Raw genomic sequence first — 17396 nt, 5'->3', positions numbered from 1 at the left:
GACCACCGTGGCCGCGCTCGTCCTCGGGCCGCTGCTGCGGCACTGCGACGAGTCCACCGCGACCCTGTGGGTCGAGGTGGACTCCGCGTGCACCGTGTCGGTCACGGCCGGGGGACGCTCGTGGAGCGCCCCCACGTTCGCCGTGCACGGGCACCACTACGCCCTGGTCGCCCTCGACGGGCTGGCCCCCGGATCCGTGCTGCCCTACGTGCTCGAGCTCGACGGGGACGCCGCCTGGCCCGAGCCTGGGTCGGACCTCCCGGCCCCCTGCGTGCGCACGCTGGACCACGACCGGCCCGTCCACCTGGCCTTCGGGTCGTGCCGGGTCAGCGTGCCCCACGACGCGGAGCACCATGCGGCGTACGGCGTGGACGCGCTGCGCTCCTGGGCGCTGGACGCGGCGGCTGCGCCCGAGGACCGGCGCCGGCTGCCCGACCTGCTGCTCTTCCTGGGCGACCAGGTCTACGCGGACGAGACCAGCGAGGAGATCCGGTCGTTCATCGCCGCCCGGCGCGACCCCGAGCAGGCGCCGTGGTGGGAGCTGCAGGACTACCAGGAGTACGCCGAGCTGTACCGGATCGCCTGGAGCGAGCCGGCGAACCGTTGGCTGCTCTCCACGGTCCAGACCGCGATGATCTTCGACGACCACGACGTGCGCGACGACTGGAACACCTCGGCCCGCTGGCGCGAGGACATGGCCCGCAAGGCCTGGTGGCACGACCGGATCGTCGGGGCGCTGGCGTCGTACTGGGTCTACCAACACCTGGGCAACCTCTCGCCGGCCGAACGCGCGCAGGACCCGCTGTGGCGGATGGTCCTCGACCACGAGGGGCCGGCGGAGCTCGACCTCGGCGAGGCGCTGGACGCCTTCGCCGAGCGCGCCGACGACGACCCCGCCTCCTACCGGTGGTCCTTCGCCCGCGAGCTGGGGCCCCAGGCCCGGCTGGTCGTGGTGGACTCGCGGGCCGCGCGGGTGCTGGAGCCGGAGCACCGCTCGATGATCGACGCCGAGGAGATGGCCTGGCTGGACGACCAGCTGCGCGGGGACGTCGAGCACCTGCTCATCGGCACGTCCCTGCCCTACCTGCTCAGCCCGGGGCTGCACCACGTCGAGGCGGTCGTCGAGGCCCTCGCCGAGGGCGCCCTGGGGCGCCCGGGCCACGAGGTCGGGGAGTGGGTGCGCCGGGCCGCGGACACCGAGCACTGGGCGGCCTTCCAGGACGGGTTCCGTCGGGTGGGGGAGATGGTGCTCGACGTGGCGACCGGAGGGCGGGGGAGCGCCCCCAGCTCGGTGGTCTTCCTCTCCGGCGACGTCCACCACTCCTACGTCGCCGAGGCGTGGGCGGCCGAGGAGTCGGTGAGGGAGCGCAGCGGGCGGACCCGCATCCTCCAGGCGGTGTGCTCGCCGATCCGCAACGAGCTGCCCCGGGTGATGCGTGGTGCCGTGCGGGTGGCCAGCCGGGGGACCGCGCGTCCCACGGGACGGTTCCTGGGTCGATGGGTCCCGCCCTCCCCGCTGCACTGGCGGGTCACCCAGGGGCCGTGGCTGGACAACCTGCTGGCCGAGCTGGAGATCGACGGCCCGCGGCTGAGCATGTGGTGGTCGACCGGGGTCGTCGAGGACGACGACCACGCGCGACCGCGACTGCGTCGGGTGGCCGACCTCAGCCCGCGGCGCGCACCGGCACGCTGACCGGCTCGCAGCCGCACGAGGCGTCGCACGCCAAGAAGGTGTGCATCGCGTGGCCGCAGCGCACGCACGGCCGGTCGTGCGAGAGGTGCTCCTCGGCGCACGCGTCCTGGGTGGTGGTCTGTCCCCACGAGTCCTGCACGGTGTCCCACATGGTGCTGTCCTTCGGTCCGATCTCCTGCTCCTGACGGTAGGGAACCCATCGGCCCTGCCGTGGCAGATCTGCGCCCAACGCGCCGAACGCCGCCCAGGTCCGCCCGGGTGGGGCGGCCGGGATGGCCCGAACGGGCCATCCCTAGGCTGTCCGGGTGAGCACCGCACCCGACCTGCACACCACCGAGATCGGGGACACCGGCGAACGCGTGGTGTTCCTGCACGGCCTGTTCGGGCAGGGACGCAACTTCACCCAGGTCGCGAAGGCGCTGCAGCCCGAGCTGCGCTCGACCCTGGTGGACCTGCCCAACCACGGGCGGTCGGCCTGGACGGGCAGCGTGGACTACGTCGACGTCGCCGACACCGTGGCCACCTGGCTGCGGACGGCGTACGACGGTGAGCCGGTGCACCTGGTCGGCCACTCGATGGGCGGCAAGGTCGCGATGGTCCTGGCCCTGCGCCACCCCGAGCTGGTCGACCGGCTCGTGGTCGTGGACATCTCACCGGCACCCAGCGACGGTGCCGGCGAGTTCGAGCACCTGCTGACCTCCCTCACGGGGCTGGACCTGGCCGCGGTGGGACGACGCTCCGACGCCGACGAGCAGCTGGCGGCGGCGATCCCGGACGAGCGGGTCCGCGGCTTCCTGCTGCAGAACCTGCGCAGCACCGACGGCGGCTGGCACTGGCAGGCCGACCTCGACCTGCTGCTGCGCGAGCTGCCGTCGATCGCCGGCTTCCCCGAGGTCGGTGCGACCTTCGACCACCCGGTGCTCTGGATGGCCGGGGAGCGCTCCGGCTACGTGCGGCCCGAGCACGAGGAGCGGATGCGCGAGCTCTTCCCGCGCACGTTCACCGTGACCGTGAAGGGCGCCGGGCACTGGGTGCACTCCGAGCAGCCCGAGGCCTTCGTCTCCGCGCTGCGGGTCTTCCTGCTCGCCGACTGAGCCCTGCCCCCCCCCCCCCCCCCCCACAACAGCCGGGGCTCTCTCGCTCACCGGGGTGGGGGTGGGCTCCCGCCGGCCGGGTAGGAAGGACGCATGCAGACGCGAGAGATCGGCAACGACACCGTCGGCCGGGTCACGGTGGGCGCCGTAGGCCTGGGCCTGATGACATTCGACCAGACCGGGGCCCAGCCCCGTGAGCAGCTCCTCGACACCGTCCGGGCGGCCCTCGACGCCGGCGTGACGCTCTTCGACACCGCCGACGCCTACGGCCCGGGGGAGGAGAAGGGTGCCGACGCCCAGGGCGAGAACGAGCGGCTGATCGCCTCGCTGCTGGCCGAGCTCGGGGTGCGGGACCGGGTGTTCCTGGCCACCAAGGCCGGCCACGTGCGCACCGAGGGCGGGGGCTGGGACGTCGACAGCTCGGCGGTCCACCTGGAGTCCGCGGTCGAGAAGAGCCTCGAGAGGCTGGGCGGCGACCACATCGACCTGTGGCAGCACCACCGCCCGGACCCGACGGTGCCCTACGAGGAGGTCGTGGAGACCCTCAAGCGCGTGCACGACGCGGGCAAGGTCCGGATGGTGGGGCTGTCCAACGCCGACCCCGACCAGATCCGGCTGGCGCACTCGGTGCTCGGCGACGCGCTGGTGAGCGTGCAGAACCAGTTCTCGCCGGCCTTCCGCTCCAGCGCCCCGGAGATCGAGGTCTGCGCCGAGCTCGGCCTGGCCTTCCTGCCCTGGAGCCCGCTCGGTGGCCTCAACGGCGCCAAGGGACTCGGCGACTCCCACCCGGCCTTCGCGGAGGTCGCGTCGGAGCGTGGCGTCTCCCCGCAGCAGGTCGCGCTGGCCTGGGAGCTGGCCCAGGACCCGTGCGTCATCCCGATCCCGGGGGCCAAGCGGCCCTCGTCGATCACCGACTCTGCGGCGGCGGCCGATCTCGACCTCACCCCCGAGGAGCTCGCCCGGCTCGACGCCTCCTGAGCCCACGGGCGGTCACAGCGGCCGCTTGAACCCCTTGTGCGAGGCGGTGTAGCCCAGCCGCTCGTAGAAGCGATGGGCATCGGCGCGGGCGGAGTCCGTGGTGAGCTGCGAGAACGTGGCGCCACGGGCCCGCCCGTGGTCGTGGGCCCACTCCAGCATCGCCGCCCCGAGACCTCGCCCGCGCAGCCCGGCCGCGATCCGCACGCCCTCGACCTGGAGCCGCGTGGCGCCCGCACGGGAGAGCCCCGGCAGGACGCTGAGCTGCATCGTGCCGACCACGGCACCGGCCCGGTCGCGGACCACGGCGAGGAACTCGCCGGGGCTGCGGGCCACGGCGTCGTACGCCGCCTCGTAGCGCACCACGTCGTCCACCTCGCGCGCGCCGCTGATCGGGTCGTCGGCCAGGAGCGCCACGATCGCAGTCACGTCGGTGCGCCGGGCCCGCTGCAGCCGGAAGCGCCCGCCGCCTACCTCCAGGACACCGCCGACCTGCTCGGCGGCCTCCTCGCGCAACCGCGCGACCAGCCGGTCCAGCCAGCGGCCGACGCCGGCGCGGGCCTGGGGCGTGTCGGGGTAGCGGCAGCGCAGGTGCAGCCCGGACTCGTCGAGGACGAACCAGAGCATCACGCCGTCGGTGAGGATCGAGGCCCCGACGTACTGCGCCTCGAGGCCGACGGAATCCACTCGCACCGGCAGCCGGCGCAGGTCGAGCCAGGAGATCGCGAACATGCCGGGCGCCTCGGGCATCCCGCCCCACGGCTCGAGCACGTCCTCCAGCGGCCAGGAGCCGAGGCGCACGGCCTCCTTGACCGCCTCGGCGCAGGCGGCGGGGTCGGGATCGGGGGACTCGAGGACCGAGTTGGTGATGAACCACCCGACCGAGTCGTGCCAGGTCGCGTCGTAGCGGCTGTGCACGGGGAACACCGCCCGCAGCGGCTGGTCGGCCACCTCGCGCGTCACCTCGGTCATCGCGGCCACCACGAGCGAGAGCGTCGAGACGCCGAGCTCGCTCGCCCGGACGCCGAGGGCGCCGCTGTCGTCGACGTCGAGCACGTCGCGCACCTCGACCCGCTCGGGCTGGGGGCCCTCGGACCCGCCCAACGGCATCGGGAAGCAGGGCATCACGTGCCCGGACGCGCCCAGGACCTCGGCCCAGCGCCGGCGGACGTCGGCCGGGGCCCTGGGACGCTCACGCAGGGCCGCGGTGTGCTCGGCGAAGGCCGGCACCGGCGGTCGGTCGGCGAAGGGCTCGCGCCCGGCGCGGCGGGCGTCGAGGGCGGCCAGCAGGTCACGGACGACGACCAGCATCGACCACATGTCGACGTGGGAGTGGTCGGCGGCCACGACGACGGTGGGCCCGTCGGCGGTCTCCAGCACGCAGAGGCGGTGCGACGGGGCGGCGTACGGCGTGCACCGGGTGTCGAGGACGTCGCGCAGCGCCTCGTTGACCGGCTGACCGGGGGAGATCGGGTGCTCGACCCACCGCCCCTCGCCGATGCCGACCTCGTGCAGCGTCGGGCCGTCCTCGCCGGGCAGGAACACCGTGCGCAGGGTGCCGTGACGCTCGACGACGGCGCGCCAGGCCTCCGCGAGGTCGGCGAGCTCGCGCTGCCCGGTGAGCCGGAAGGAGAGCGCCATCCAGGAGCCGGCGCGGTCGCCGCCGCCCACGTGGCGGCGCTGGTCGAAGGAGACCGGCAGGGCGGGGCCCGGCTCGCCGACCTGCAGGTCGTAGCCGACCAGCCGCCCGAACGGGAGCCTGAGATGCGCCACGTTCGTCAGCCGCATGCTGCGTACTCTAGGCCCACCGAACTCTGGGTCCTGCCGCCGTCGCCGGGGCCGCTGTGCGTTGCGAGCCGACCAGGAGATCCGCGTGCCCACCTTCGACGTCCCCGGAGCCGTGCTCGACTGGGAGATCAGCGACGAGGGCGGTGAGCCGGTCGTCCAGCTCCACGGGCTCACCTCCAGCAGGTACCGCGACCGCGTGCTCGACCTCGACCTCGGGGTGGGGCTCAGCGGCACCAGGCTGCTGCGGTACGACGCTCGCGGGCACGGCCGCTCGACCGGCCGGCCGGTGCCGGAGGACTACCGGTGGGAGCGGCTCGCCGACGACCTGCTGCGGCTGCTCGACCACGTCTTCCCCGACGAGCCGGTGCACGGCGTCGGCCCGTCGATGGGGTGCGCGACCCTGCTGCACGCGATCACCCGGGCGCCGGAGCGGTTCTCGGCGCTGACCCTCGTGGTGCCCTCGACCGCCTGGGAGACCCGGCAGGCCAAGGCCGCCGACTACCTCGCTGCCGCGGACCTCGTGGAGGCCCAGGGGATGGCGGCGTTCGTGGAGGCCGGGCGGCTCGCGCCCCGGCCGCCCGCCACCGTCGAGGCGCCCGAGACGGTCCCGGACGTGCGCGAGGACCTGCTGCCCGCCCTGCTGCGGGGTGCTGCGTCGACCGACTACCCGCCCCGCGAGGCGGTGGCCGGCATCGCGGTGCCGACCGCGATCCTCGCCTGGACCGAGGACCCGGCCCACCCGCTGTCGACCGCCCAGGCGCTGCACGACCTGATCCCCGGCTCGCACCTCGTGGTCGCCGCCACGCCGGCGGACCTGTCCACCTGGCCCGGGCGGTTGCACGACCAGGTGGTGGCCGTCAGCGGGCGGGAGGGCTGAGCCGGCTGGTTCCTGCCGGGCTCAGTCGGCGGGCTGGCACACCGGGCACCAGAAGATCGACCGGGCCGCGAGCTCGTCGCGCTGCACCGGCGTACCGCAGCGACGGCAGGGCAGTCCTGCCCGGCCGTAGACGTAGTGGGCGTCGACGCGACGCGCCCTCCCCGCTGGGCGTTCCCGGTCCTCGGGCTCGGTGGTGACGATGCGCCCGGCGCGGACGCCGGCCCTCAGCAGGACGACCAGGCCCTCCCAGACCGCCTGCCAGACCGGTCTGGTCACGTCGCGCCCGGCCGTCCAGGGCGAGATGCCCGCCCTGAGCAGGACCTCGGCGCGGTAGACGTTGCCCACGCCCGCGATGACCGACTGGTCCAGCAGCAGCGTGCCGGCCGGGGCGCGACTGCGGCCCACCCGGTCCAGGAACCGCTCGACGTCGGCGTCAGGGCGCAGGGGATCGGGTCCGAGTCGTGCCGTGCGTGCCTCGACCTCCGGAGCGGCGAGCAGCTCGCAGGCCGTGGGCCCGCGCAGGTCGAGCCAGTGCCCACCTCCCACCAGGCGCAGCCGGAGCGCGCCCCGGGGCTCCGGCGGCGTACCCGACCCGTCGCGGAACTTCCCGTACAACCCCAGGTGCACATGCAGGACGTGGTCGCCGTAGTCGTGGAAGAGGTGCTTGCCCCACGCATCGGTGCCCAGCAGGACGGCCCCGTCGATGACGGCGGCGCCGTCCTCGAACCGCCCCTGGGGGCTCGACGCGGTCACGGCGTGGCCGCGCAGCAGGTTGCGGTGGCGACGGGCGAGTCGGTGGATCGTGTGGCCTTCGGGCACCGCTCCATGCTCCCCAGGCGCGAGCTCACCCCTTCGGAGACCCATCCGCCCGGGAGGACCGCTCCGAAGACGTGATCAGGACCACCCATCACCCCCGAGGAGAATCCCGATGAACCGCACGCGCAAGACCATCGCCGCCGTGGGCGCGGCCGCCGCCGTGAGCGCCGCCGTCGCCCTGCCCGTCACCTCGGCCTTCGCCGGCCACGAGAACACCGTGGCCAAGGCCTCGCTGAACGGCAAGAAGGAGGTCGACGACACGGTCAAGAACAAGCGCATCGTCGGTGACAAGAACGGTCGCGGCCAGGCCATCGTGTTCGGCATCGACGGCGACCCGGCCACGCTGTGCTACTCGCTGATCGTCAAGAAGATCAAGACCGCCACCGGCGCCCACATCCACGAGGGTGCCCCGGGCGAGAACGGCCCGGTCGTGGCGTTCCTCGCCGCTCCCGGCGACGGCACCGCCGCCGACTGCCTCACCGACGGCGAGGAGGGCAAGTTCGCCGAGGGCGTCACCGCCGCGGAGATCCTCGACAACCCCGAGGACTACTACGTCAACGTCCACAACGAGCAGTTCCCCGGCGGCGCGATCCGCGGCCAGCTCTCGGTCGTCGACTGACGTACTCCTGAGCTGCGGCTCACCTCTCGTACGGCGGTGCGCGCCGCCCGGGTCTCTGGCATCCCGGGCGGCGCCACCGCCGTGCTGCGTCCGACGACGCTGCGCCTGACGACGTGCTGGGGCCGGACGGCGTGCCGGGCGGCGTACGACGCAGGGGAGTGGCACGCTGACGGGCATGGCCGGCTACTACTCCTGCATGGCGTGCGGGCACGAGTTCGACCCGATCGCGACACGATGGTTCTGCCCGCAGTGCAAGTTCAAGGCGAACTGCTGCGAGGGCGAGCCGCTCTGAGCTGGCCGGCCACGGCCTGCCTCAACGGGTGAACAGGCCGTCACCCACACCTCTTGTCTTCGAACGTACGTTCGAATAGACTGAGGCATGGACTCGGGCACCGCACCTCACGACCTGATCGCACAGGTCCGTGAGCGGGTGCGGGCCCTGGAGTCCCTCGAGGCGGGGGAGCGGGACGTCTGCGCTGTCGACCTCATCGACGAGATGGAGTCGCTGAAGAATGCCGCAGCTGCCGCCCAGGCGCGCGCCTCGCACCTGCTCAGGCAGGCCCGCGTGGCCGCGCGTGCCCACCTGCCGGCGCCGATGCGGGAGCGTGGCGTCGCCACCGAGGTCGCCCTGGCTCGGCGCGAGTCGCCGCACCGCGGGTCGATCCACCTCGGACTGGCGGGCGTGCTGGTGCGGGAGCTGCCGCACACGCTGGCCGCGATGGAGGCGGGTCGGTGCAGCGAGTGGCGGGCGATCCAGATCGCCCAGGGCACCGCCTGCCTGTCACTGGAGGACCGTCAGCAGATCGACGCCGAGCTGATGGCCGACCCGGCCACCACCGAGGGCTGGGGTGAGCGCCGCTTCCGGGCCGAGGTCGACCGCCGGGCCTACACCGCAGACCCGTCGGCGGTGCTCGCCCGGCACCGCAGGGCGGCGGGGGAGCGGCACACCTCGCTGCGGCCGGCACCCGACGGGATGGTGCGGTTCTCCGCACTGCTGCCGCTCTCGGTCGGCGTCTCGGTGCACGCCACCCTGGGTCGCGCTGCCGACGAGGCCCGGGCAGCCGGCGACGAGCGGACGCGGGGACAGGTCATGGCCGACGTCTTCACGGCGCGCGTCCTGCGCGGCCGGACGGATGACGACGAGGGGCCTGTGACGCCGGTGGCGGTCCAGGTGACGCTGTCCGACGCCACGCTGCTCAACCTGGCGGGCAAGCTGGGCGACGAGCCCGGCTGGGTGTCGGCTCCGGGCGTGGCGCCCATCCCGCTGCCCGCCGACGTGGTGCGCGACCTCGTCGCCCGCGCCCAGGCCGACGGTGAGGCCACCCTGCGCAGGCTCTACGTCCGCCCCGACGACGGTCAGCTCGTCGCGATGGAGTCAGTCGCCCGCTGCTACCCGGCCGGGCTGGCCGCGTTCCTGACGGTCCGTGACCGGAGCTGTCGCACACCCGGCTGCGACGCGCCGATCCGGCACCGCGACCACGTCGTCCCCGCCGCGCGGGGTGGCCCCACGTCGGCGACCAACGGTCAGGGCCTGTGCGAGGGCTGCAACCAGGCCAAGGAGGCCGAGGACTTCCGCTCGTGGGTCGTGGACGCCGAGCTCCACGACCTGGTCCTCGAGACGCCGAGCGGCCATCGCTATCGATGCGTGATCCCGAAGCTCCCGCCTCCACAGGAGCACGGCTTCGCGGCGCACTTCGAGGAGAACCTCGCCAGGCTGCTGCGCCGCAGCGCCTAGCCTGCAGACATGTCTCGGTTGCTCGGCCGTCGCTGGCTACTCCCGGCCGTCGTGGTCGGCTGCCTCCTGGTGGGAGGCTGGTGGTGGTCGCACCCCGACGTCCTCGACGAGGAGTACGGCGGCTCGATGCGCGCCGCCCCGGTCGCGTGGCGGGAGGGCAGTGTCTTCAGCGTCGGTCTCACCGACCCCGGACACTTCCCGGCGGACGGGACGCTGAGGCTGCGCTCCATCGCCGTGCACTTCAGCAAGGCGCCTGAGGAGGACCCGACCGTGGAGGTGCTGCGCTGCCGCGAGGTCCGTACCGAAGGTGGCGGCACCCTGGCGGTCGGGGCCCTCCATCGACGGCCACCTCGGGAGCACGAGTGCGTCGCCGCCGAGGCGGGAACGGTCCTCGGCCCGGAGCACCAGCTCGTGGCGGTGCTGCATCCGGGGTCACCCGGTCGCTACCGCATCGCCGGACTCACCATCGGCTACCGCCTCGACCGGGCCCACCTGTGGCGCACCGGGACGGAGACGATGAGCACGAGCGTCAGTGTCGGGTTCCGCGAGTGACGCCTGGAGGCTCTCGATCACCGTCGGCGTGACGGAGGCCTCGTGGCTGACACGTGTAGCGGGGGAGTCGTGGTGGGTAGCACGCAGTGAGTCCTGGTGCCCTCGACACAGGAGAGCTCGATGCCCGGAAAGCACGCCGCGCGGCAAGGCCGTTTCCTGCGACCCCGTCCGACCTTCCACGCCGCAACCTCCGTCGGAGCCCACCGCTCACCTGGAGGCGGCAGTCAGGTCGGACGCGGCTCGTCGCTGGCAGCGATCGGTCTCACCGGCACCTTGGCACTGACCCTGGGTGGCGTCGCCGTGGGCGACGAAGACCAGCCGACGATCAGCCGCCACGACTTCGCCGTCCTGCCCGCGACCAGCAACGGCAGCAGCGCCGTCGGGTTGCTCGACCCCTTGCGTCGCGCCAGCCAGACGCTGGAGGCCGCGGCGGTCAACGGCGACGAGGGAGCCGGCGAGCCAGCCGAGGTCTACCGACCTCGTCACCGTGGTGAGTCCACCGAGGCTGCGCCCGGCACGCGCGATCAGGCCGATTCGCACGGTGCCGGCACGAACGGCACGCCAGACGGCGACACCAGCTCAGCCGGCGACGAACCCGGAACAGCTCGCTCAGCCACCGATGCGGTCGTCGAAACCGTGCGGAAGGCCGCCGACCGAGCGCCCGACCAGTCGGACCCGGTCGTCGACCCGGTCGTCGAGGCCGCCGACGAGAGCCTGAGCGGTGCCGCCGACATCGTGGACGGCCTGCTGCCGTGACCTGTCTCCGCGGCACCGCACCTCAACTGGAGTGCTGACGGCACGGCATACGTGTCGCCTGCACTCCAGATGCGGGTTTGACTGCGAGGGAACCGCCGATAAGCGACACCGTGGGGGCCTGGACGGTCCGGGTGTGGCTGGATCTGGCTGCTGAGTACGGCCCTGGTGAGGTCGGTCAGGCGGTCGTCCCGATCACGGGTCCGCTTGGTTGGCTGTCGTACCTGTCCAAACACGCTTCGCGTGGGGTGGCTCACTACCAGCGTCGGGGCACTCCACCCGGTTGGACCGGGACGGGTCGGCTGTGGGGAAAGGGTGGCTCCTGGCCGGTGGCTGAGCCGGTGGTCGCTGAGATCTCCGATGTGACGATGCGTCGGCTTCGTCGACTGGTTCGGTCCTACGTGATCGCGGATGCTCGTAAGGCTGCTCTGCAGACTCGACCGGGGTCGGTCGAGGCTCGTCGGGCCTGGGCTCGGGGGGCCTGGGCTCGCCGGATGCTGCGGTGCAACGACCGGGGCCTGTCGGCGGTCCGCGGTATGTCTGAATGGGTGCCCGGTCACGTGCTGCTGCAGTTCGCGCTACTGGCGGGCTGGACCGGCGAGTCAAAGGTGAGTGGTTCTGGTGAGTGACGATCTGGCCCTGGCGCGGATGTTCCGACGCGAGTGCTCCGGCTGCGGCGGCACCAACCTCGCGTGGTCCACCGGACACGACTTCGCTGCCACCGGCAACGGTCAGGCACACCTCGCAGACGCAGTCGCCAACTCCGGTGGCCTGCTCTCCATGCGCGAATGCCTGGCCCGGGCAGTGGAGTCCAGCAGAGTGGTGTACGAGCAGCCCCGGTGAGTGAGTCCCTACCGACGTAGAGACGGCCACCGGGTGATCCTTCGAGTGATCTGCGAAAACCGACTCGAAGAAGGACCACACCGATGACCGCCATGCCCAGTATCGACCCTGCCCAGTTCCTGAACGAGCAGCTGTCCCAAGCATCCCCGGATCTGATGCGGGACCTGCTGACCACCTTCGTCAACGCGCTGCTCTCCGCACAGGCCGACGCGGTGTGCGGCGCCGGCTACGGCGAACGCTCCTCGGAGCGGGTCAACTCCCGCAACGGCTACCGACACCGCGACCTCGACACCCGCGTCGGCACCCTCGATGTCGCGGTCCCCAAGCTCCGGCAAGGGTCGCTGTACCCCGAGTGGCTGCTCGAGCGCCGCAAGCGAGCCGAACGCGCCCTAACCAGCGTGGTGGCGACCTGCTACCTGCTCGGCGTCTCAACCCGCCGGATGGACAAGCTGGTGCAGACCCTCGGCATCACCGGCCTGTCGAAGTCCCAAGTCAGCGTGATGGCCAAAGAGCTCGACGAGCACGTCGAGGAGTTCCGCACCCGACGCCTCGAGGACGCCGGCCCGTTCACCTTCGTCGCGGCTGACGCACTCGTGCTCAAGGTCCGCGAAGGCGGCCGCGTCGTGCCGGTCCACGTCCTGGTCGCGACCGGGGTCAACGCGGATGGGCACCGCGAGATCCTCGGCGTCCAAGTCACCACCAGCGAAGACGGCGCCGGCTGGCTCGCCTTCTTCCGCGACCTGACCGCCCGCGGCCTGACCGGGGTCAAGCTCGTCACCTCCGATGCCCACGCAGGCCTGGTGGCCGCGATCGGCGCCACCATCCCCGGCGCCGCCTGGCAGCGGTGCCGCACCCACTACGCGGCCAACCTGATGGCCGCGACCCCGAAGACCTCATGGCCGTGGGTCAAGGCGCTGCTGCACTCGATCTACGACCAACCCGACGCCGAGGCCGTCCACGCCCAGTTCGACCGGGTCCTCGACGCCCTGACCGAGAAGCTCCCCGCCGTCGCCGAGCACCTCGAGACCGCTCGCGCCGACATCCTTGCCTTCACCGCGTTCCCCAAGGAGATCTGGCGTCAGATCTGGTCCAACAACCCCAACGAGCGGCTCAACCGCGAGATCCGCCGCCGCACCGACGTCGTCGGGATCTTCCCAGACCGCACGTCCATCATCCGGCTCGTCGGTGCCGTGCTCGCCGAGCAACACGACGAGTGGGCCGAAGGCCGCCGCTACCTCGGACTCGACGTCCTCGCCCGCGCTCAAGCAGTCGACACCACGACCGAGGAGGTGACCAGCACCGAGCTAGAACTCCAGGCCCTCACAGCCTGACGACACTCCCAACCGAGGGATCAACCTCGTACACCACGCCCCTGGACTTGACCGACGACTCAAGCGCCAGGCAATGCGGGGGAGTCGCACGGGAAGCGGCATTCGCCACTGGGCGGCCTCCTGGCGGGCCCGCTGCAGCGCTTCGCGTCGAAGGGCGGCCTGACGAACGGCTTGGCCGGTGACGTCGAGCTCGTGACCGATGCGGGCCCAGGAGGCGCCTTCGGAGCGGGCAGCGTCAGTCCAAAGACCGATGGCGGCGTCCACGTTGTCCCGGGCGTGTCGCAGCGCCCGCAACGCGGTCAGCGGCTCCTGCGGCCCGCGTCGGGTGGAGTCCATGGACCGGATCGCCCATGCAGTGAGAACACGGGCGCGGCTGCCTGCCTCAGTGCTCACAGCCGCAACGTAAACCGAGATTCACAGTCGGCGGAAGCAACCACGACAAAAGAGCCGAAATATGGGTTTCCGTTTATCGCTAATGGCGCTTGCAACAGCAAGCGCCCGAGGTGTCTGGCGAAACCTAAGCGGCGCGCCTGCCGGACCCGGCTCTTGATTAGTAGTTGCATATCGCGACGGAGCCCGAGTGGCTCCCATCAAACAACTGCAAACAGAAGAGCCCCGGCGACGTTGGCGCGTCCCGGGGCGTGGTCACCAGGAGTTGGGTCATGGCGACGTTTAAAGCGTACCCATCGGGCGCGTCTATGGGCTGTCCCGGAAAGGGCGGCGCACGGGAGAACAAGCGCGGCAGCGTGAACGGCTGGAGCGCGGCCAGCGTGAGGCGTCACGTCCGCTGGTTGTGGTCAGTCGACGTGCCAGCACTCGACGGTGACGGCTACGGCGTCACGTTGACGGTGCGCGACACACCTGCCGATCACGGCGACTGGAAGCAGCTGCGCGAGGCGTACCTGCGGAAGTTGCGCGACGCCGGGTGCATCCGGTGGCACTGGGTCACTGAGTGGCAGCGTCGAGGGACCCCGCACATGCATCTGGCGGTGTACGTCCCGACTGGCTGGCTTCCTCCCGAAGCGCCGATAAGCGACAGTGCAGCAGCACGTCGAGCCGTCACCCAGGCATGGCTCACCTCGACCTGGTGTGAGGTAGCGGGGGAGTACGGGGCACTGTGGGGCGCGCAGGTCGCCAAGCAGATCACTGGACCACAGGGCTGGTTGAAGTACCTGGCCAAGCACTCCGCACGCGGTGTCCGGCACTACCAACGACAGGGCGTGCCGTCAGGCTGGACGGGCACTGGCCGACTGTGGGGGCACGGCGGCTCCTGGCCGGTTGTTGAGCCGGTCGCCGGAGTGATGGAGCAGGCGACCTTCTTCCGCATGCGTCGCCTCGTCCGTCGCCGTCTGATCGCCCAAGCGCGCGCACAGGGTGACTGGCGCCGAGTCGCCTACCTGCGACGCATGCTGAAGAACGGCGACCCGACGCTCTCAGCAGTCCGAGGCGTCTCCGAATGGCTCCCAAGTGACCTCTTCCTCACCATGGCGTTCGCGGCTGGCTGGAGCGGCGAACTAGGAGCAATCACGGACACGTCCGCGCTTCCGGAAGTCGCCTAGCAACCCAGGAAGACTGGCCGGCCGTCCCCTCTCGGCGAGTGATCGCCCTCGAGGCTCGACGGAACCGCGCCAGCGGGGCCGTTGAGTAGGGCGAGCGCTCGTTGGGACGGACAGCCTTCCGGTCACCCCTCCAGGACCGAGCGTCCAAACGCACTCATCTGCCGATGTGCGGACGCTTGCGCTCCGCACGATGTGGCACCGTCGGGGGGTGATCACTGCCTTGGACGCCGAGTCGCTGGCTGACTGCGTGTCGCTCTACGTCGACACCTTCAACGCGCCACCGTGGGACGAGTCCTGGAGCCCCGACGATGCGTCACTGCGACTGAACGACTTCCTCGCGACGCCTCGGTCAACAGGGCTCTGCCTATGGGGAACCGAACGAGAGCGCGACCTTCAAGGCTTTGTGCTTGGCCACCTAGAGCGATCAGGCGCGGACGACCACTTCCTGATTCAGGAGATGTGCGTGCGCCGCACCCTGCAACGCCAGGGGCACGGAACACGCCTGCTCGAAGCGCTCGCCGAAGCACTCCCGACCGTGAACCACTGGTACCTGCTCACAGCCCGCGACAGTGAAGCGTCGTCGTTCTACGAGAAAAACGGGTTCCGTCCGGCTAGGCGTCAGGGAGTCTTCGTCCGGCCCTAGGCATCCGCATCTGCCGCAGCGCGCGCAAGGCGCTGACTGGCTTCGAGCTGCTGCATAGAGGACCTGAGCACCGCGCGTGGGGCTCAGGAAACGACTAGTGCAGCAGTGCTGCATAGGCACTCCTGAGCGTCGCAACTCCTGCGGGGCTCAGGGCCTTCGGGTCCTCCGCACAAGGCCCCGGAAGGAGCCATCCATGAGCGACACGCTCACTATCCCAAGCGCCTCAGCAGCAGCGCTGGCCGCGATCGTGCTGGGCATCACTGCCAGGCAGTTCAACGGCGAGCCGGACCTCACCAAGTCCGGTGTCCAGAAGTACTCCGTCCGCGCGGTCCTCGACGGCGGTAACGGTGACGTCGTGACTGTCACGGTGCCGATGGTCGAGGTGCCGTCGTTCACCTTCGGTCAGCAGGTCGTTTTCACCGGCCTCCGGATCGGCAGCACGCCCAAGGGTCTGTGGCTCAGCGCCGCGGCGGTCGAGCCGAAGCAGGCCACCCGATGAGCGGGCAGGAGCAGCAGCGCAAGCCGATCACCAACGACACGCATCACCTGCAGCCGGGTGAGGACCAGACGAACGAGGCCATGACGGACGAGTCGACCCATCCGGGTCCCCCGGAGGACCTGGCCGAAGCCGCGCGCGACGACGCCCTGGGTGTCTGGTGCAACGTCATGATCCGGTTCGAGGGTTACGCCGCCCGGTACCGGGAACTCGCTGTCAGCGCTCACGTCGCCGAGCAGGACCGTGCTGGTTACCTGGTACTGGCGGAGAAGGCTGAGCGGGTCGTGGCAGCCACGCGGAAGTGGTGCCGCTGGTTTGAGCAGCACCCGACCTTCGAGTGACCGCTGCCTGTGGCTTCGCCTCGTCGCTTCGGTGGCGGGGCGGAGCCGTCTGGGCGGTGCGCCGTAGCGAGCAAGACGTGCCTGAGCGAGCAAGCGACGTAGGAGCGCGCCGAGCGAGGGGTACGGCGCGTCGAGCGTCAGGCCGCCGTCTTGCGGCGACGACTCAAGCGCCAGGCAATGCGGGGGAGTCGCACGGGAAGCGGCATTCGCCACTGGGCGGCCTCCTGGCGGGCCCGCTGCAGCGCTTCGCGTCGAAGGGCGGCCTGACGAACGGCTTGGCCGGTGACGTCGAGCTCGTGACCGATGCGGGCCCAGGAGGCGCCTTCGGAGCGGGCAGCGTCAGTCCAAAGACCGATGGCGGCGTCCACGTTGTCCCGGGCGTGTCGCAGCGCCCGCAACGCGGTCAGCGGCTCCTGCGGCCCGCGTCGGGTGGAGTCCATGGACCGGATCGCCCATGCAGTGAGAACACGGGCGCGGCTGCCTGCCTCAGTGCTCACAGCCGCAACGTAAACCGAGATTCACAGTCGGCGGAAGCAACCACGACAAAAGAGCCGAAATATGGGTTTCCGTTTATCGCTAATGGCGCTTGCAACAGCAAGCGCCCGAGGTGTCTGGCGAAACCTAAGCGGCGCGCCTGCCGGACCCGGCTCTTGATTAGTAGTTGCATATCGCGACGGAGCCCGAGTGGCTCCCATCAAACAACTGCAAACAGAAGAGCCCCGGCGACGTTGGCGCGTCCCGGGGCGTGGTCACCAGGAGTTGGGTCATGGCGACGTTTAAAGCGTACCCATCGGGCGCGTCTATGGGCTGTCCCGGAAAGGGCGGCGCACGGGAGAACAAGCGCGGCAGCGTGAACGGCTGGAGCGCGGCCAGCGTGAGGCGTCACGTCCGCTGGTTGTGGTCAGTCGACGTGCCAGCACTCGACGGTGACGGCTACGGCGTCACGTTGACGGTGCGCGACACACCTGCCGATCACGGCGACTGGAAGCAGCTGCGCGAGGCGTACCTGCGGAAGTTGCGCGACGCCGGGTGCATCCGGTGGCACTGGGTCACTGAGTGGCAGCGTCGAGGGACCCCGCACATGCATCTGGCGGTGTACGTCCCGACTGGCTGGCTTCCTCCCGAAGCGCCGATAAGCGACATTATGTCACCTTATGAAGAGCGGGACTCCTCCACCTGCCCGCCTTGACCGATGTGCCGCACGCAGCTGCGCGTCCCTGGCGACTCGTGAGTTCGCCGAGCATTCGACGTGCGAGATCTCGATCCCTGACGCACAGAGTC

The 17396-nt window shown here is 71.3% G+C and carries 20 protein-coding genes; 16 read left to right on the top strand and 4 right to left on the bottom strand.

Translation table 11 applies throughout. The features are described 5' to 3' along the window. Nucleotides 1-7 precede the first annotated feature (7 nt). Nucleotides 8-1693 (top strand): DUF7800 domain-containing protein, encoded by a 1686-nt coding sequence (locus tag BKA05_RS08540; protein ID WP_179531058.1) that lies wholly within the window; start codon nucleotides 8-10, stop codon nucleotides 1691-1693. On the opposite strand, the gene BKA05_RS08535 is transcribed toward BKA05_RS08540, so the two are convergent. After that, the gene (locus BKA05_RS08535) at nucleotides 1665-1844 is read right to left on the bottom strand and encodes a hypothetical protein (RefSeq protein ID WP_179529589.1); all 180 of its coding nucleotides are present in this window, start codon (nucleotides 1842-1844) and stop codon (nucleotides 1665-1667) included. The two genes, BKA05_RS08540 and BKA05_RS08535, sit on opposite strands and share 29 nt — an antisense overlap. 154 nt (nucleotides 1845-1998) lie before the next feature. Here BKA05_RS08535 and BKA05_RS08530 point away from each other — a divergent pair, with 154 nt between their 5' ends. Then, nucleotides 1999-2787 (top strand): alpha/beta fold hydrolase, encoded by a 789-nt coding sequence (locus BKA05_RS08530; protein ID WP_179531057.1) that lies wholly within the window; start codon nucleotides 1999-2001, stop codon nucleotides 2785-2787. Between the two features lie 93 nt (nucleotides 2788-2880). After that, nucleotides 2881-3765 (top strand): aldo/keto reductase, encoded by an 885-nt coding sequence (locus tag BKA05_RS08525; protein WP_179531056.1) that lies wholly within the window; start codon nucleotides 2881-2883, stop codon nucleotides 3763-3765. A 12-nt stretch (nucleotides 3766-3777) separates the two neighbouring features. Here the strand turns inward: BKA05_RS08525 and BKA05_RS19645 are convergent, their stop codons facing one another. Further along, entirely contained in the window at nucleotides 3778-5550 is a 1773-nt protein-coding gene (locus BKA05_RS19645; RefSeq protein ID WP_179531055.1) for a GNAT family N-acetyltransferase, read from the bottom strand. Nucleotides 5551-5635: 85 nt separating this feature from the next. Between BKA05_RS19645 and BKA05_RS08515 the strand changes: the two genes are divergently transcribed. Beyond that, nucleotides 5636-6427 carry an alpha/beta fold hydrolase gene (locus BKA05_RS08515; RefSeq protein ID WP_179531054.1) on the top strand — a complete coding sequence of 264 codons (792 nt, stop codon included), beginning with the start codon at nucleotides 5636-5638 and terminating at the stop codon, nucleotides 6425-6427. A gap of 21 nt (nucleotides 6428-6448) precedes the next feature. Here BKA05_RS08515 and BKA05_RS08510 read toward each other — a convergent pair whose 3' ends face one another. Continuing rightward, nucleotides 6449-7246 carry an Fpg/Nei family DNA glycosylase gene (locus tag BKA05_RS08510; protein WP_179531053.1) on the bottom strand — a complete coding sequence of 266 codons (798 nt, stop codon included), beginning with the start codon at nucleotides 7244-7246 and terminating at the stop codon, nucleotides 6449-6451. Between the two features lie 109 nt (nucleotides 7247-7355). Here BKA05_RS08510 and BKA05_RS08505 point away from each other — a divergent pair, with 109 nt between their 5' ends. From BKA05_RS08505 to BKA05_RS08460, 11 genes are all read left to right on the top strand, one after another. Next, a complete protein-coding gene (locus tag BKA05_RS08505; RefSeq protein ID WP_179531052.1) occupies nucleotides 7356-7862 on the top strand; it encodes a CHRD domain-containing protein in 507 nt (168 codons plus the stop codon). Between the two features lie 175 nt (nucleotides 7863-8037). Beyond that, a complete protein-coding gene (locus BKA05_RS19365; protein ID WP_218842370.1) occupies nucleotides 8038-8154 on the top strand; it encodes a hydrogenase maturation nickel metallochaperone HypA in 117 nt (38 codons plus the stop codon). An 87-nt stretch (nucleotides 8155-8241) separates the two neighbouring features. Then, the gene (locus BKA05_RS08500) at nucleotides 8242-9597 is read left to right on the top strand and encodes an HNH endonuclease (protein WP_179531051.1); all 1356 of its coding nucleotides are present in this window, start codon (nucleotides 8242-8244) and stop codon (nucleotides 9595-9597) included. Between the two features lie 9 nt (nucleotides 9598-9606). After that, nucleotides 9607-10149, top strand: a complete 543-nt coding sequence (locus tag BKA05_RS08495) for a hypothetical protein (RefSeq protein ID WP_179531050.1) — start codon at nucleotides 9607-9609, stop codon at nucleotides 10147-10149. 120 nt (nucleotides 10150-10269) lie between these two features. Beyond that, nucleotides 10270-10905, top strand: coding sequence for a hypothetical protein (locus BKA05_RS08490; protein ID WP_179531049.1), 636 nt, complete (start codon nucleotides 10270-10272; stop codon nucleotides 10903-10905). A gap of 618 nt (nucleotides 10906-11523) precedes the next feature. Next, nucleotides 11524-11745 (top strand): hypothetical protein, encoded by a 222-nt coding sequence (locus BKA05_RS08485; protein WP_179531048.1) that lies wholly within the window; start codon nucleotides 11524-11526, stop codon nucleotides 11743-11745. 83 nt (nucleotides 11746-11828) lie between these two features. Then, entirely contained in the window at nucleotides 11829-13076 is a 1248-nt protein-coding gene (locus BKA05_RS08480) for an IS256 family transposase (RefSeq protein WP_179531047.1), read from the top strand. A gap of 662 nt (nucleotides 13077-13738) precedes the next feature. Further along, the gene (locus tag BKA05_RS08475; RefSeq protein ID WP_179531046.1) at nucleotides 13739-14635 is read left to right on the top strand and encodes a rolling circle replication-associated protein; all 897 of its coding nucleotides are present in this window, start codon (nucleotides 13739-13741) and stop codon (nucleotides 14633-14635) included. 208 nt (nucleotides 14636-14843) lie between these two features. After that, nucleotides 14844-15278: a GNAT family N-acetyltransferase gene (locus BKA05_RS08470; RefSeq protein ID WP_179531045.1), complete on the top strand. Its 435-nt coding sequence runs from the start codon at nucleotides 14844-14846 to the stop codon at nucleotides 15276-15278. A 193-nt stretch (nucleotides 15279-15471) separates the two neighbouring features. Continuing rightward, entirely contained in the window at nucleotides 15472-15777 is a 306-nt protein-coding gene (locus tag BKA05_RS08465) for a hypothetical protein (RefSeq protein ID WP_179531044.1), read from the top strand. Next, a complete protein-coding gene (locus tag BKA05_RS08460) occupies nucleotides 15774-16115 on the top strand; it encodes a hypothetical protein (RefSeq protein WP_179531043.1) in 342 nt (113 codons plus the stop codon). The genes BKA05_RS08465 and BKA05_RS08460 overlap by 4 nt, the downstream gene beginning before the upstream one ends. A 137-nt stretch (nucleotides 16116-16252) precedes the next feature. On the opposite strand, the gene BKA05_RS08455 is transcribed toward BKA05_RS08460, so the two are convergent. Then, on the bottom strand, nucleotides 16253-16612 hold the full coding sequence (locus BKA05_RS08455) for a hypothetical protein (RefSeq protein ID WP_218842369.1): 360 nt from the start codon (nucleotides 16610-16612) through the stop codon (nucleotides 16253-16255). 269 nt (nucleotides 16613-16881) lie between these two features. On the opposite strand from BKA05_RS08455, the gene BKA05_RS08450 reads away from it, so the two are divergent. Continuing rightward, entirely contained in the window at nucleotides 16882-17304 is a 423-nt protein-coding gene (locus BKA05_RS08450; protein WP_179531041.1) for a rolling circle replication-associated protein, read from the top strand. The last annotated feature ends 92 nt before the right edge of the window (nucleotides 17305-17396 follow it).

Origin of the sequence: Nocardioides marinus, from assembly GCF_013408145.1 — a bacterium.
In the GTDB taxonomy this organism is placed as follows: Bacteria; Actinomycetota; Actinomycetes; order Propionibacteriales; family Nocardioidaceae; genus Nocardioides; species Nocardioides marinus.
Note: the sequence above shows the minus strand (reverse complement) of the source record. Positions and strands in the feature narration are given on the sequence as shown.

What these genes read in the sequence shown, in the direction of transcription:
- BKA05_RS08475 (WP_179531046.1), top strand. Translation starts at nt 13,739, where the DNA reads ATGGCGACGTTTAAAGCGTACCCATCGGGCGCGTCTATGGGCTGTCCC.
- BKA05_RS08535 (WP_179529589.1), bottom strand. Translation starts at nt 1,844, where the DNA reads ATGTGGGACACCGTGCAGGACTCGTGGGGACAGACCACCACCCAGGAC.
- BKA05_RS08465 (WP_179531044.1), top strand. Translation starts at nt 15,472, where the DNA reads ATGAGCGACACGCTCACTATCCCAAGCGCCTCAGCAGCAGCGCTGGCC.
- BKA05_RS08450 (WP_179531041.1), top strand. Translation starts at nt 16,882, where the DNA reads ATGGCGACGTTTAAAGCGTACCCATCGGGCGCGTCTATGGGCTGTCCC.
- BKA05_RS08525 (WP_179531056.1), top strand. Translation starts at nt 2,881, where the DNA reads ATGCAGACGCGAGAGATCGGCAACGACACCGTCGGCCGGGTCACGGTG.
- BKA05_RS19365 (WP_218842370.1), top strand. Translation starts at nt 8,038, where the DNA reads ATGGCCGGCTACTACTCCTGCATGGCGTGCGGGCACGAGTTCGACCCG.
- BKA05_RS08480 (WP_179531047.1), top strand. Translation starts at nt 11,829, where the DNA reads ATGACCGCCATGCCCAGTATCGACCCTGCCCAGTTCCTGAACGAGCAG.
- BKA05_RS19645 (WP_179531055.1), bottom strand. Translation starts at nt 5,550, where the DNA reads ATGCGGCTGACGAACGTGGCGCATCTCAGGCTCCCGTTCGGGCGGCTG.
- BKA05_RS08505 (WP_179531052.1), top strand. Translation starts at nt 7,356, where the DNA reads ATGAACCGCACGCGCAAGACCATCGCCGCCGTGGGCGCGGCCGCCGCC.
- BKA05_RS08460 (WP_179531043.1), top strand. Translation starts at nt 15,774, where the DNA reads ATGAGCGGGCAGGAGCAGCAGCGCAAGCCGATCACCAACGACACGCAT.
- BKA05_RS08500 (WP_179531051.1), top strand. Translation starts at nt 8,242, where the DNA reads ATGGACTCGGGCACCGCACCTCACGACCTGATCGCACAGGTCCGTGAG.
- BKA05_RS08495 (WP_179531050.1), top strand. Translation starts at nt 9,607, where the DNA reads ATGTCTCGGTTGCTCGGCCGTCGCTGGCTACTCCCGGCCGTCGTGGTC.
- BKA05_RS08490 (WP_179531049.1), top strand. Translation starts at nt 10,270, where the DNA reads ATGCCCGGAAAGCACGCCGCGCGGCAAGGCCGTTTCCTGCGACCCCGT.